At 39.4% G+C, this 14,583-nt stretch carries 11 protein-coding genes; 2 read left to right on the forward strand and 9 right to left on the reverse strand.

Annotated elements, in window-relative coordinates:
• Window positions 1-11: 11 nt before the first annotated feature.
• From ACNI3T_RS02935 to idi, 4 genes are all read right to left on the reverse strand, one after another.
• On the reverse strand, window positions 12-278 hold the full coding sequence (locus ACNI3T_RS02935; protein WP_141877100.1) for a hypothetical protein: 267 nt from the start codon (window positions 276-278) through the stop codon (window positions 12-14).
• Window positions 279-342: 64 nt separating this feature from the next.
• Window positions 343-795, reverse strand: a complete 453-nt coding sequence (locus tag ACNI3T_RS02940; protein WP_418226848.1) for a peroxiredoxin — start codon at window positions 793-795, stop codon at window positions 343-345.
• Window positions 795-1,205, reverse strand: a complete 411-nt coding sequence (locus ACNI3T_RS02945; RefSeq protein ID WP_418226563.1) for a 6-pyruvoyl trahydropterin synthase family protein — start codon at window positions 1,203-1,205, stop codon at window positions 795-797. The genes ACNI3T_RS02940 and ACNI3T_RS02945 overlap by 1 nt, the downstream gene beginning before the upstream one ends.
• Window positions 1,202-1,720, reverse strand: coding sequence for an isopentenyl-diphosphate Delta-isomerase (gene idi, locus ACNI3T_RS02950; RefSeq protein WP_418226564.1), 519 nt, complete (start codon window positions 1,718-1,720; stop codon window positions 1,202-1,204). The genes ACNI3T_RS02945 and idi overlap by 4 nt, the downstream gene beginning before the upstream one ends.
• Window positions 1,721-2,035: 315 nt before the next feature.
• Here idi and ACNI3T_RS02955 point away from each other — a divergent pair, with 315 nt between their 5' ends.
• Both ACNI3T_RS02955 and ACNI3T_RS02960 read left to right on the forward strand, forming a co-directional pair.
• The gene (locus ACNI3T_RS02955; RefSeq protein WP_418226565.1) at window positions 2,036-3,625 is read left to right on the forward strand and encodes a peptide chain release factor 3; all 1,590 of its coding nucleotides are present in this window, start codon (window positions 2,036-2,038) and stop codon (window positions 3,623-3,625) included.
• Window positions 3,626-3,713: 88 nt separating this feature from the next.
• Window positions 3,714-5,081, forward strand: a complete 1,368-nt coding sequence (locus ACNI3T_RS02960) for an alanine/glycine:cation symporter family protein (protein ID WP_418226566.1) — start codon at window positions 3,714-3,716, stop codon at window positions 5,079-5,081.
• Window positions 5,082-5,150: 69 nt separating this feature from the next.
• On the opposite strand, the gene ACNI3T_RS02965 is transcribed toward ACNI3T_RS02960, so the two are convergent.
• The 5 genes from ACNI3T_RS02965 to rplL form a co-directional block, all read right to left on the reverse strand.
• Window positions 5,151-5,471 carry a DUF3467 domain-containing protein gene (locus tag ACNI3T_RS02965; RefSeq protein WP_418226567.1) on the reverse strand — a complete coding sequence of 107 codons (321 nt, stop codon included), beginning with the start codon at window positions 5,469-5,471 and terminating at the stop codon, window positions 5,151-5,153.
• A gap of 37 nt (window positions 5,472-5,508) precedes the next feature.
• A complete protein-coding gene (locus tag ACNI3T_RS02970) occupies window positions 5,509-5,949 on the reverse strand; it encodes a DinB family protein (protein ID WP_418226568.1) in 441 nt (146 codons plus the stop codon).
• Between the two features lie 84 nt (window positions 5,950-6,033).
• Window positions 6,034-10,335 (reverse strand): DNA-directed RNA polymerase subunit beta', encoded by a 4,302-nt coding sequence (gene rpoC / locus ACNI3T_RS02975; RefSeq protein WP_418226569.1) that lies wholly within the window; start codon window positions 10,333-10,335, stop codon window positions 6,034-6,036.
• 72 nt (window positions 10,336-10,407) lie between these two features.
• Window positions 10,408-14,220, reverse strand: a complete 3,813-nt coding sequence (gene rpoB, locus ACNI3T_RS02980) for a DNA-directed RNA polymerase subunit beta (RefSeq protein ID WP_141879179.1) — start codon at window positions 14,218-14,220, stop codon at window positions 10,408-10,410.
• Window positions 14,221-14,356: 136 nt separating this feature from the next.
• The coding region (rplL, locus tag ACNI3T_RS02985) for a 50S ribosomal protein L7/L12 (RefSeq protein WP_418226570.1) at window positions 14,357-14,583 on the reverse strand (227 nt) is incomplete at its 5' end.

Genomic DNA, 14,583 nt, shown 5'->3' on the forward strand with positions numbered 1-14,583 from the left:
TCGGCAACTTATTAAAGTGCGTTAAGTTTCTCGACAAGGTCTTTCGCCTTCTTCTCAAGATCCTTCTCGATGTCTCTAAAGTGTTTCTGTTTGTTTTCAACGTCACGTCGATTGATCTCTCTGATCAACTCATCGTAATCGCTGATAGCTTCGTCCACGATTGCTTCAGACTTGTTATCATCTTTCTTCGGGTTAGCCATTTGGTGAATATAGGCAGCATCGATGATGTCTCCCATTACATAATTCACATTTTTCTTAAGCAGTCTTTTACTAGCCATTATCATTTAATTTCGGCTGCGAATTTAAACTATTTTTCGAAATGAAAATGATTTTTATGAAAATTTAATTCTGATAATTTTTCAGGATATCGAGTGCTTCAGGCATATGTCTCGAAGCGTTCATACTATTGAACCTGTGCAGTAGTTTTCCATCCTTACCAAAAACGAAGGTTTCTCTTCCGGGAAGAAGCCCCAATAGACTTGCTTTCACATTAAATGCATCTCTAGCTTTTTTGTTTCGATCAGAAAGGAATATGTATGGCAAATTATATTTTTCACTGAATTTCGCGTGAGAGGCAGTAGTATCTGCACTAATCCCAATAACTTCGGCACCCAGATCCTGGAATTCCTGGTAACTATCACGAAAACTACAGGCTTCCTTTGTACATCCCGGAGTAAAATCCTTTGGGTAAAAATAGACTACGAAAGCTTTCTCACCTACGAGTTCTCTAAAACTAAAATCATTGCGATTCTGATCCTTTAACATAAGATCCGGCACTAAATCCCCCTTTTTCATCATTCTCCTTTATAAGTAACATAATTACGCGGAGTCTCATACAGCGTAACTTCCAGGTCGTGTGTTTCTTTAATTTGTTTCCGAAGTTTATTCCATATGACTACCGAAATATTCTCAGCAGTGGGATTCAGGTTCTTAAACTCAGCAACCTCAACATTCAGGTTCTTATGATCAAATGCATCTTCAACTTCTGTTCGAATAAGGTCCTTCAGAATTTTCAAATCCATCACAAAACCAGTTTCCAGATCAATATCGCCAGTCACAGATACGATAAGCTCATAATTATGACCATGATAATTTGGATTACTGCATTTCCCGAAAACCTCGCGGTTCCTGGCATCATCCCAGTCTTTTCTGTAAAGTCGATGGGCTGCATTAAAATGAGCTTTTCTGTGAACGGTTACTCTCATTGCTGAATGTGTGAATAATATTTATCAAAGATGATCTTAAACCATTCAGTATAAATAGAAGGGTTCGCTTGCATGTCTTCTTCTATTGCTTCCAGTGACATCCACTTCCACTCTGCTACTTCATCTGGATTTAGATTGGGCTCACCTTCAAAATATCCTACGAGAATATGATCGAATTCATGCTCTGTAAGACCATTATCAAACGGCGCTTTATATATAAAAGAAATGGTGTCTTTGAGATCTGTTGAGAAACCCATCTCTTCCTGTAATCTTCGCTTTCCCGCCTCGATATTGGATTCCCCCTCGCGCTGGTGACTACAGCAGGTATTGGTCCAAAGACCAGGTGAATGATATTTTGACAAAGCCCTTTGTTGAATCATCAATTCATTCTTATCATTAAAAACAAATACCGAAAAAGCTCTATGAAGCAATGCTTTTTCGTGGGCTTCGATCTTCTCCATTAGCCCTATTTGCTCATCCTTTTCGTTAACTAATATTACTCTTTCCTGCGCCATTATTAAATTTGAAGCTCAAATGTACAAAATCAGGGTTTTGTTTCATAAGGATGCCGATTAAGCAAATCCTAAAGTTTTCCGAAGAAAGCAGACATTCTAAACTTTGCTAAATGCCACGCTTATAAAACCAGCAATCCTGTGATTACGTTTATATGTTTGCGACTTGTTGGGGAAACGATCGCTATGAAAAAAAAGGAGTCTGTGGGGGATTCCTTTTTCATTTCAGTAAACTTCTACTTTGGCAATCATTGAAAGTATAAGGCACATATATAAATCCTTAAAATAATCTTACTTTTGCAGCTGCAAATATCCGTTATGAAGCAGTACCAAAAAGAGATCAATAAAAGAAGAACATTCGGGATCATATCTCACCCAGATGCCGGTAAAACTACCTTAACTGAAAAACTACTTTTGTTTGGAGGAGCCATTCAGGAAGCTGGAGCCGTGAAATCTAACAAGATCAAAAAAGGAGCTACCAGTGACTTTATGGAGATCGAACGGCAACGTGGGATCTCGGTAGCAACCTCTGTACTTGCTTTTGAATACAAGGATATTAAGATTAATATCCTGGATACTCCCGGGCATAAGGATTTTGCTGAAGATACCTTTCGAACGCTAACTGCTGTAGATAGTGTAATTGTCGTGATTGATGTTGCCAAAGGTGTAGAAGAGCAAACTGAAAAGCTTGTGGAAGTTTGCCGTATGCGAAATATTCCCATGATCGTTTTTATTAATAAACTGGATCGTGAAGGAAAAGATGCCTTCGAACTCCTGGATGAAATTGAACAAAAACTGAATCTCAAAGTAACTCCCCTTAGTTTTCCAATTGGAATGGGGTATGACTTTAAAGGAATTTATAATATCTGGGAAAAGAATGTAAACCTTTTCACAGGTGATCCTAGAAGGGATATTGAAGAAACTATAGAGATCGATGACCTGCTGAATGAGGAACTTGATCATTTAATTGGTGATAAAGCTGCAAATAACTTGCGTGATGAGCTGGAATTAGCGCAAGGAGTTTATCCAGATTTTGACAGACAGGACTACCTGGATGGTAAATTACAACCTGTATTTTTTGGGTCTGCTTTGAATAATTTTGGAGTACGTGAACTACTGGACTGTTTTATCAAAATAGCACCACCTCCCCGCCCAAAAGAAAGTGATACCCGACTTGTAAGACCTGAAGAAGAAAAATTCACTGGTTTTGTATTTAAAATTCACGCGAATATGGATCCGAAACATCGGGATCGATTGGCGTTCATAAAAATAGTTTCCGGTAAATTCGAACGAAATAAAAATTACCTACATGTTCGGAATAATAAGAACATGAAGTTTTCTTCACCAAATGCATTTTTTGCTGAGAAGAAAGAAATTGTGGACACCTCCTATCCTGGAGACATTGTAGGACTTCACGATACAGGTAGTTTTAAGATTGGTGATACGTTAACTGAAGGTGAGAACCTGATGTATAAAGGTATTCCTAGCTTTTCACCAGAACACTTTAGATATATAAACAATGCCGATCCCATGAAATCCAAGCAATTGGAAAAAGGGATCGACCAGTTAATGGATGAAGGTGTTGCCCAGTTGTTTATCCTGGAACTTAATGGCAGGAAGGTAATTGGAACCGTTGGTGCGCTACAGTTCGAAGTTATCCAATACCGCCTCGAACATGAATACGGAGCGAAGTGTACCTATGAAAATCTTAATGTACATAAAGCTACCTGGGTTGAAGCAGAAAATGAGAAGTCTGAAGAGTTCAAGGAATTCAAACGTGTGAAATCAAAATACCTTGCGAAAGATAAATCCGGACAATTGGTATTTCTCGCAGATTCGCAGTTTTCACTACAAATGACACAGCAAAAATACCCTTCTATTAAATTCCATTACACTTCAGAATTTTAGAATGAGCAGAAATTTTAGTGAACTATAGAAACTAAACTTCCTTAAGATAGACTTATAAATTTCACTATTTTCGGGATAAACCTTTACTATGTCTCAGATAGATCAGTTCATTGCAGATTTCGCATCCCTAGTATGGGGAATACCACTTGTAATTTTATTAATAGGTGGTGGAATCTTTCTGCTGATCTATTCACGCTTTCTACCTTTTCGCTATTTGGGGCATTCTGTAGAAGTACTTCGAGGAAAATATAATAACCCTGATGATCCGGGAGATATCAACCATTTTCAGGCATTATCCACGGCTCTTTCTTCTACAGTTGGAATGGGAAACATCGCTGGCGTGGCCGTTGCTATTGCCGTTGGTGGACCTGGCGCTATATTTTGGTTGTGGATAAGTGCGATCGTTGGTATGGCTACGAAGTTTTTTACCAATACCCTTGCGGTCATGTATCGTGGAAAAGATTCCGAAGGAAAGATCCAGGGGGGCGTAATGTATTTTATCGTGGAAGGGCTCGGTAAAAAATGGAAACCAATGGCTGCCTTTTTTGCGGTCGCTGGTCTGGTAGGTGCACTGCCAGTTTTTAACGTAAACCAGTTAACCCAGGCTATTAATTATATTCTGCTCGAGCCTAATGGCGTAGAAACAGGCTTTGGAACTAGTCTGGTCATAGGAATTATCCTGACTTTAATTACTACTATTGTCATTATAGGCGGACTGGATCGTATTAGCAAAACAGTTTCAAGATTAGTACCAGCAATGGTGCTACTTTATTTTGTGTCTGTGGTCGCGATACTGTTCGTGCATTATGATGTGGTACTCAGCTACTTTAGTATGATCTTTACCGACGCTTTTGCTGCGGAAAACTATAAGGGAGATCCTTTACTGGGAGGTGTCCTTGGTGGCTTAATTTTACTCGGCATACGTAGAGGTGCATTTTCCAATGAAGCTGGAATTGGAACTGCTACAATGGCTCACGGAGCCAGTAAAACATCTGAACCTGTCCGTGAAGGTCTTATAGCTATGCTGGGACCTGCAATTGACACACTTGTTGTCTGTACGCTAACAGCAATGGCTATTCTAGTGACAGGCGTCTGGCAAACTGAAGATGTAAATGGAGTTAGCCTAACTGCAGCTGCTTTTGACGAAGCAATACCATATGTAGGAAATTATCTTTTACTGCTTTGTATACTTGCTTTTAGCGTATCCTCCTTATTCTCCTACTCTTACTACGGAACAAAATGTTTGTCTTTCCTGGCCGGTGCTGAAAACAAGAAGTATTACAACTACGTATATATTCTTAGTATCCTACTTGGTGCTACCACCTCTTTAAGCTTTATTCTGAATCTTATTGATGGATTTTTTGCATTAATGGCGATCCCTACAATGATTGCCACTCTAATAATGGCTCCACGTGTAATGAAAGCAGCTAAAATATATTTTGCGAAGTATAGTTAAAAAGATTTCTAAAGTCTGGGAGTTAAACCATACTTTAGAAATCTTTTTACTGACGTTTTATTCCTGGAATTAAGCCTGCCCAGTTGGTCCGAAATTTAGTGGCACCGGTGCTTTATCGTAATCCTTGATCTCTCCATGAGCTTTCTCAAAGCGATGGATATTATCTCCCAGAGCTTTTAATAAACGCTTAGCATGCTGCGGAGTCAGGATGATCCTGGATTTTACCTTACTTTTAGGTCTTCCCGGCATGATATTCACAAAATCAACTACAAATTCGGATACTGAATGGTTGATTATAGCGAGATTGGAATATGTCCCTTCTGCAACCGCTTCATCTAATTCTATATTGATCTTACCTTTATCCTGATTCTTTTTATTGTCGTCACTCATAATTTAATTTTTAAGCTCATAAGATATAAAATATTGATTAGGCTTTTCTCTTGTAGCTAACAAAATCGGTGCTTACAGGTTCTATCTTCTTTTCCCTAAATTCAGCTGCAATCTGTCCGCGATAATAAGTAGCGCGGTTCACCACGTGAAATAGAATGTCATTAATAGAATTTTGATGAGATTCATTTTTAGTGTCTGAGAATGAAATATTTTCATCCAGTTCTCTCTCATCCAGAATTTCCAGAGCAACCTGATAATTACGCTCTTCAATCTCTTTCAATTTCTCAGGTTCCCAAACTTTCCAAACATCAATTACTTCACCATCAGTAATTCTATTATTCCACAAGGTATGGGAATTAAGAATATGGGATATAAGTTTCTTCGAACTTTCCGCTATCACATAATGCAGATCTCCATCGTTGAATTTAGAAATGATTTCAAGGTTAGTTTCATGAGAATACTGAAGTATCTCTTTCATAAATTTCTTCATGCTACAAAGATGAGTATAAATAAAAAAGGCTCCGCGATGAGCGGAGCCTTTTAAGATAAACTTATCAGGGAATTAGTTATAATTAACTTCCTGTTTCTTCTCAAGCATTTCGTCGAATTCCTCTTTAGAACCAACGATAATACTATCGTACTTTCTCATACCTGTACCTGCTGGAATTCTATGTCCAACAATTACATTTTCCTTCAATCCTTCAAGCTTGTCGATCTTACCGCTTACTGCAGCTTCGTTCAACACCTTAGTTGTTTCTTGGAAGGAAGCAGCCGAAATGAATGACTTAGTCTGTAGCGATGCTCTCGTAATACCTTGCAGTACTGGATTAGCAGTTGCAGTGATCACGTCTCTTGCAGTTGCAAGATTCTTATCCTCTCTTCTAAGAATTGAATTCTCATCTCTTAGATCTCGTGGGGTAATGATCTGTCCAGGTTTCAATCTTTCTGAATCACCAGCATCTTCAACTACTTTCATTCCGAATAACTTATTGTTTTCGTCAATGAAGTCTGCTTTGTGTACTAGTTGATTCTCAAGGAAGATCGTATCACCTGGATCAACAATCCTTACTTTACGCATCATCTGTCTTACTACAACTTCAAAGTGCTTATCATTAATCTTCACACCCTGTAGTCGGTAAACTTCCTGAACTTCGTTTACAAGGTACTGTTGCACCGCGTTTGGTCCTTTAATATTCAAGATATCTTCAGGAGTAATAGATCCATCAGATAATGGCATTCCTGCTCTCACGTAGTCATTCTCCTGTACGAGGATCTGGTTAGATAGTTTAACCAAATATTTCTTAACCTCTCCGAGTTTAGATTCTACAATGATCTCACGATTACCTCTTTTAATCTTTCCGAAGGAAACAACACCATCAATCTCAGATACTACAGCTGGATTAGACGGGTTACGTGCTTCGAAAAGTTCAGTAACTCTTGGAAGACCTCCTGTAATATCACCTGCTTTAGATGATTTACGTGGAATCTTCACCAAAATCTTACCTACACCAATCTTTTCAGCATTGTCCACCATAAGGTGAGCTCCTACTGGTAGGTTGTAAGAACGAATCACTTCATCCTTCTTCCCTAGGATATGTAATGTTGGGATCAACTTCTTGTTTCTGGATTCGGAGATCACTTTCTCCTGGAATCCTGTCTGCTCATCGATCTCAACCTGGTAAGTAACACCCTGGTCAATATTTTCGTATTTGATCTTACCTGCAAATTCAGAAATAATCACACCATTATATGGATCCCAGGTACAGATGACATCACCTTTAGTAACCTTAGCTCCATTCTCGATATTGATCTGAGAACCGTAAGGGATGTTGTTATTACTCAATACAACCCCTGTCTTCTTATCCTTGATCTTAAGTTCAGCAGTACGAGAGATCACGATGTCTGCAGTTCCACCATCAGGGGCTTCACCTTTAACAACTTTTAGATCTTCGATCTCTGCAACACCATCAAATCTCGCTTCTAGTTTATTATCTTCAGAAATGTTACCTGCAATACCTCCAACGTGGAATGTACGTAGTGTAAGCTGTGTACCAGGTTCTCCAATAGACTGTGCAGCAACAACACCAACAGCTTCACCTGTTTGTACGATCTTGTTAGTTGCAAGGTTTCTACCGTAACACTTGATACAGATTCCTTTCTTCGCCTCACACGTAAGTGGTGAACGAACTTCAACACCTTCGATTGGTGCAGCTTCAATCTTAGCTACAATTTCTTCAGTAATCTCTTCATTCGTTCCAACAATAAGCTCATCTGTTGAAGGGTTTACTACATCATGTAGGGAAATACGTCCAAGGATTCTCTCACCTAAAGATTCTACAATTTCTTCATTCTTCTTGAGTGGCTTAACTTCTACACCTCTTAAAGTTCCACAATCGTCCTCATTAACGATTACATCCTGTGAAACATCTACCAGACGACGGGTCAAGTAACCAGCATCGGCAGTTTTAAGTGCTGTATCGGCAAGACCTTTACGAGCACCGTGAGTTGAAATAAAGTATTCAAGAATTGAAAGACCTTCCTTAAAGTTAGATAAAATCGGGTTTTCAATAATTTCACCACCACCAGAGTTCGATTTCTTAGGCTTAGCCATCAATCCACGCATACCGGTTAACTGACGAATCTGTTCCTTCGAACCACGCGCACCAGAATCAAGCATCATATACACAGAGTTAAACCCTTGCTTGTCTTCACGAATACGCTTCATTGCAAGATCGGTAAGACCTGCATTGGTGGAAGTCCAGATATCAATTACCTGATTGTAACGTTCGTTGTTGGTTATAAGACCCATATTATAGTTTCCTATAATACCTTCAACCTGCTCATTAGCTTCATCAATCATGGATTGCTTCTCTTCAGGGATAATAATATCACCTAAACTGAAGGAAAGTCCACCACGGAAAGCGAATCCATATCCTAGACCTTTGATCTCATCAAGGAATTCTGAAGTTTCAGGAACACTAGTAATTCTTAGAATATTACCAATGATCTCACGAAGTGATTTCTTAGTAAGTACTTCATTGATGTAACCGGCCTTTTCAGGAACAGCTTCATTAAATAATACTCTACCAACAGTGGTATCCTTGATCATATAAACCAATTCACCTTCTTCGTTGAAATCTTTAGTTCTAATCTTAATACCTGCATTAAGGTCAACACGCTTCTGGTTATAAGCAATAACTAGCTCTTCCGCAGAATAGAACGTAAGTCCTTCACCTTTTACCGGCTCCTCTTTCGTACCAATCTTATGTTTGGTCATATAGTAAAGACCCAAGACCATATCCTGAGATGGTACTGTAATTGGAGAACCGTTTGCAGGGTTCAAAATATTGTGAGAAGCAAGCATTAATAACTGTGCTTCAAGGATAGCCTCTGGCCCAAGTGGTAAATGAACTGCCATCTGGTCACCATCGAAATCGGCGTTAAATGCAGTACATGCAAGTGGGTGAAGCTGAATTGCCTTACCTTCAATAAGTTTAGGCTGGAATGCCTGGATTCCCAGACGGTGAAGCGTAGGAGCACGGTTTAATAGTACCGGATGCCCTTTAAGCACATTTTCCAGAATGTCCCAAACTACAGGTTCTTTTTTGTCTATGATCTTCTTCGCAGACTTCACTGTTTTTACAATACCTCTTTCTATCAGTTTTCTGATAATAAAAGGCTTGTAAAGCTCGGCTGCCATATTCTTCGGAAGACCACACTCAAACATTTTAAGTTCTGGTCCAACAACAATTACAGAACGTGCTGAATAATCCACACGCTTACCAAGTAAGTTCTGACGGAAACGTCCCTGCTTACCTTTCAATGAATCTGAAAGTGATTTAAGAGGACGGTTAGAATCAGTTTTTACTGCTGAAGACTTTCTTGTGTTATCGAATAATGAATCCACAGATTCCTGAAGCATACGTTTTTCATTACGTAAGATCACTTCAGGAGCTTTGATCTCCATTAATCTTTTTAAACGATTATTACGAATAATCACACGACGGTAAAGATCATTTAAATCTGAAGTCGCGAAACGACCACCGTCAAGAGGCACCAAAGGTCTAAGTTCTGGCGGGATTACCGGCACAACTTTCATGATCATCCACTCTGGATTGTTCTCTCTGTTCTTATTCGCATCACGGAAAGCTTCCACAACCTGAAGACGTTTAAGTGCTTCAGTTTTACGTTGCTTCGAAGTTTCGTTATTCGCTTTGTGTCTTAGTTCATATGAAAGCTCATCAAGATCGATTCTCTTAAGGATCTCGATTAGACATTCAGCTCCCATTTTAGCGATAAATTTATTTGGATCGCTATCGTCCAGGTATTGATTCTCCTGAGGAAGTTCATCTAAAATATTTAGATATTCTTCTTCAGTAAGGAAGTCCATTTTTTGTAGCGCTTTCCCTTCTTCATCTGTCGCATTACCTGCCTGGATCACTACGTATCTTTCGTAGTAGATGATCATGTCAAGTTTTTTAGACGGCAGACCTAGCAAATAACCAATTTTGTTAGGTAAAGAACGGAAATACCAGATATGTGCTACAGGTACTACAAGGTTGATGTGACCTACACGATCTCTACGAACCTTTTTCTCGGTAACCTCAACTCCACAACGGTCACAAACGATTCCTTTATAACGGATTCTTTTGTATTTTCCGCAGGCACATTCATAATCCTTTACAGGACCAAAAATACGCTCACAGAACAATCCGTCACGCTCTGGTTTATGCGTACGGTAATTGATCGTTTCAGGCTTAAGAACTTCACCACGAGATTCCGCAAGGATGGACTCTGGAGAAGCTAAACCTATAGAGATCTGGTTAAACCTCTGTACTGTATTTTTATCATTATTTCTAGCCATAATAACTGCTGCTAATTATTGTGAATATTCAGTTTAAACGGGACGCCGAAACGTCCCGGTAAAAACAGAATGTTATTCTTCAAGTTTAATATCCAAACCTAGACCTTTCAATTCGTGCATAAGTACGTTGAAAGATTCCGGCAATCCTGGTTCCGGCATTGGCTCACCCTTCACAATAGCCTCGTAAGTCTTAGCTCTACCAATAACGTCATCAGACTTCACTGTTAGAATTTCTCTTAGAGTACTAGATGCTCCGTAAGCTTCAAGAGCCCAAACCTCCATCTCTCCAAATCTCTGACCACCAAATTGTGCCTTACCACCAAGCGGTTGCTGAGTAATAAGCGAGTATGGTCCAATAGAACGAGCATGCATTTTATCATCGATCATATGACCAAGTTTCAGCATGTAGATCACACCAACAGTTGCACGCTGGTCAAATCTTTCCCCGGTTCCACCATCATAAAGATAAGTATGACCATATCTAGGTATTCCAGCTTTGTCGGTTAGATCATTGATCTCTTCAATAGTAGCACCATCAAAAATTGGTGTTGCGTACTTCTTCCCGTTCTTCTGTCCAGCCCATCCAAGAACTGTTTCGTAGATCTGTCCAATGTTCATACGCGATGGTACCCCAAGTGGGTTCAACACGATGTCTACTGGTGTTCCGTCCTCAAGGAATGGCATATCTTCCTGACGAACGATTCTTGCAACAATACCTTTGTTACCGTGACGTCCTGCCATCTTATCCCCTACTTTCAGTTTACGCTTCTTAGCGATATAAACTTTAGCCAGTTTAAGAATTCCTGATGGAAGTTCATCTCCAACAGATATGGTGAATTTTTCTCTTCTAAGGTTACCCTGAAGATCGTTCTCCTTGATTTTATAATTATGTAGAAGATCAGCTACAAGTTCATTAAGATGATCATCTGTAGTCCATGTGCCCGTAGTTAAGTGAGCATAATCGTCTACAGCGTTTAGCATCTTAAGAGTGTACTTCTTACCTTTCGGCATTACTTCTTCACCTAGATCATTCTGTACTCCCTGAGCAGTCTTTCCACCAATAATGGCGAATAACTTCTCAATAAGTTCAGCTTTTAAATTAGCGAATTTAGCATCGTACTTCTTCTCTAATGCCGCAACATCCTCTTTATCTTGAGCTCTCTTACGTTTGTCCTTGATCGCTCTTGCGAACAATTTCTTATTGATAACAACACCACTAAGCGATGGAGAAGCTTTAAGAGAAGCATCTTTTACATCACCAGCTTTGTCACCAAAGATCGCACGTAATAATTTTTCTTCTGGAGTAGGATCACTTTCTCCTTTAGGAGTGATCTTACCAATAAGAATATCACCAGGCTTCACTTCAGCACCAACTCTAATCATTCCATGCTCATCAAGGTCTTTAGTAGCCTCTTCAGAAACATTAGGAATATCATTTGTTAATTCTTCGTTACCCAGTTTTGTATCTCTAACTTCAAGCGAGTACTCATCAATATGTATAGAGGTGAAAATATCATCTCTTACCACTTTTTCTGAAATTACTATCGCATCCTCGAAGTTATAACCTTTCCAAGGCATGAAGGCAACCTTCATGTTTCTACCAAGAGCCAGCTCACCTTCTTCGGTTGCATAACCCTGGCAAAGAACCTGTCCTTTAGTAACTCTGTCCCCAACACTAACGATTGGTTTTAGGTTGATACAGGATCCCTGGTTAGTTTTACGGAATTTGATAAGATTATAAGACTTTGAATCATCATCAAAACTTACCATTCTTGCTTCATCCGTACGATCGTACTTGATCACAATCTTGTTTGCATCAACGTACTCAACCTCTCCTTCACCTTCGGCATTTATCAATACACGAGAGTCTGTTGCTACCTGTCTTTCAAGTCCAGTTCCAACGATAGGAGAATCTGTTCTTAAAAGTGGTACAGCCTGACGCATCATGTTTGATCCCATCAACGCACGGTTGGCATCATCATGTTCCAAAAACGGAATTAGGGATGCGGAGATAGAAGATATCTGGTTTGGTGCAACATCTGTATAGTGGATCTCATTCGGATCTACAACCGGGAAGTCACCTTCCATTCGTGCAATTACACGATCTGTATTTATAGTACCATCATCCTTTAATGGAATGTTGGCCTGAGCAATCTTTTTACCTTCTTCCTCTTCAGCACTTAAGTAAATAGGCTCTTCGGAAATGTTTATTTTACCATCAGTAACACTTCTATAAGGTGTTTCGATGAATCCCATTCCGTTTACTTTAGCATAAACCGAAAGTGATGATATAAGACCAATGTTTGGACCCTCAGGAGTTTCAATAGGACAAAGTCTTCCGTAGTGAGTATAGTGAACATCACGTACCTCAAACCCTGCTCTTTCTCTTGATAAACCACCTGGTCCTAATGCTGAAAGTCGACGCTTGTGCGTGATTTCTGCAAGAGGGTTCGTCTGGTCCATGAACTGAGATAACTGGTTTGTTCCAAAGAATGAGTTGATAACGGAAGACAATGTCTTCGCATTAATCAAGTCGATTGGAGTAAACACTTCGTTATCACGAACGTTCATTCTCTCACGGATTGTTCTTGCCATACGTGCAAGACCAACACCGAATTGCTGGGATAACTGCTCACCTACAGTTCTAACACGACGGTTAGATAAGTGATCAATATCATCAATCTCAGCTTTAGAGTTGATAAGTTCGATAAGATATTTTACAATGGTAATGATGTCTAATTTGGTAAGCACTTGCTTATCCATTTCAACTTCAAGACCAAGTTTTTTGTTCATTCTATATCTACCAACTTCTCCAAGGCTGTAACGCTGATCTGAGAAGAAAAGCTTGTCGATAATTCCACGAGCAGTTTCCTCATCTGGCGGTTCAGCATTACGTAGCTGACGGTAGATATGTTCTACTGCCTCTTTTTCAGAGTTAGTAGGGTCCTTTTGTAATGTATTATGAATGATCGCATAGTCACCAGTCTGATTATCCTCCTTATGTAGTAGAATTGTCTTAGATCCGGTTTCAAGAATTTCTTCTATGTGATCTTTTTCAAGTTCAGTATCACGGTCAAGAACAATTTCGTTACGCTCGATAGAAACAACCTCACCAGTATCTTCATCTACGAAATCCTCATACCATGTATTAAGTACTCTGGCCGCTAATTTACGACCAAGGTATTTTTTTAGTCCTGTTTTAGACACCTTCACTTCTTCCGCAAGGTCGAAGATCTCAAGAATATCCTTATCACGCTCAAATCCAATTGCACGGAAAAGAGTTGTTACAGGTAATTTTTTCTTACGGTCGATATAAGCGTACATAACGCTATTAATATCGGTCGCAAATTCTATCCATGATCCTTTGAAAGGAATTACACGGGCAGAATAAAGTTTTGTTCCATTTGCATGGAAAGATTGTCCAAAGAAAACCCCTGGAGAACGGTGTAGCTGGGATACTACTACTCGTTCAGCACCATTAATGCAGAAAGTTCCACTAGGTGTCATATATGGGATAGTTCCCAAGTATACGTCCTGTACGATTGTTTCAAAATCTTCGTGTTCAGGGTCGGTACAGTATAATTTAAGTCTAGCCTTAAGTGGTACACTGTAGGTCAATCCACGTTCGATACATTCCTGAATGGAGTATCTTGGTGGGTCCACAAAATAATCTAAGAATTCTAGTACAAATTGATTACGGGTGTCCGTAATGGGGAAGTTTTCTAGGAAGGTGTTGTAAAGACCTTCATTTCCCCGCGCTTCTGATTTTGTCTCTAATTGAAAGAAGTCCTGAAAAGACTTAATCTGCAGATCCAGAAAGTCCGGATAAGCAGGCTTGTTCTTAACAGAAGAGAAACTCAATCTTTCAGTTTGCTTTGCTAACATCAATGGACGGGATTATAATTTATTATATAAAAAATAGTGCGCTTGTTAAACGTTGAGTTCTATATACGCAAAATGGTTTAGACCTCCAGGAGTAATTCCTGAGGTCTAAACCTAAATAATATTGCTTGTGCTAAGCTTATTTAAGCTCAACCTCAGCTCCTGCTTCTTCTAATTGTGATTTTAAAGCTTCTGCTTCGTCTTTAGCTACTCCTTCTTTTACTGGAGCTGGAGCACCATCTACTAATGCTTTAGCATCTTTAAGACCAAGACCTGTAAGTTCTTTTACAAGCTTAACTACAGCAAGCTTAGATCCACCTGGAGCTTTAAGAATTACGTCGAATTCTGTTTGCTCTTCAGCTTCTT

This window comes from Christiangramia qingdaonensis (assembly GCF_048381525.1).
In the GTDB taxonomy this organism is placed as follows: domain Bacteria; phylum Bacteroidota; class Bacteroidia; order Flavobacteriales; family Flavobacteriaceae; genus Christiangramia.

Bases quoted from the DNA above. Each gene is read 5' to 3' on its own strand.
- ACNI3T_RS02935 (WP_141877100.1), bottom strand. From the start codon at position 278: ATGGCTAGTAAAAGACTGCTTAAGAAAAATGTGAATTATGTAATGGGA.
- ACNI3T_RS02940 (WP_418226848.1), bottom strand. From the start codon at position 795: ATGAAAAAGGGGGATTTAGTGCCGGATCTTATGTTAAAGGATCAGAAT.
- ACNI3T_RS02945 (WP_418226563.1), bottom strand. From the start codon at position 1,205: ATGAGAGTAACCGTTCACAGAAAAGCTCATTTTAATGCAGCCCATCGA.
- idi (WP_418226564.1), bottom strand. From the start codon at position 1,720: ATGGCGCAGGAAAGAGTAATATTAGTTAACGAAAAGGATGAGCAAATA.
- ACNI3T_RS02955 (WP_418226565.1), top strand. From the start codon at position 2,036: ATGAAGCAGTACCAAAAAGAGATCAATAAAAGAAGAACATTCGGGATC.
- ACNI3T_RS02960 (WP_418226566.1), top strand. From the start codon at position 3,714: ATGTCTCAGATAGATCAGTTCATTGCAGATTTCGCATCCCTAGTATGG.
- ACNI3T_RS02965 (WP_418226567.1), bottom strand. From the start codon at position 5,471: ATGAGTGACGACAATAAAAAGAATCAGGATAAAGGTAAGATCAATATA.
- ACNI3T_RS02970 (WP_418226568.1), bottom strand. From the start codon at position 5,949: ATGAAAGAGATACTTCAGTATTCTCATGAAACTAACCTTGAAATCATT.
- rpoC (WP_418226569.1), bottom strand. From the start codon at position 10,335: ATGGCTAGAAATAATGATAAAAATACAGTACAGAGGTTTAACCAGATC.
- rpoB (WP_141879179.1), bottom strand. From the start codon at position 14,220: ATGTTAGCAAAGCAAACTGAAAGATTGAGTTTCTCTTCTGTTAAGAAC.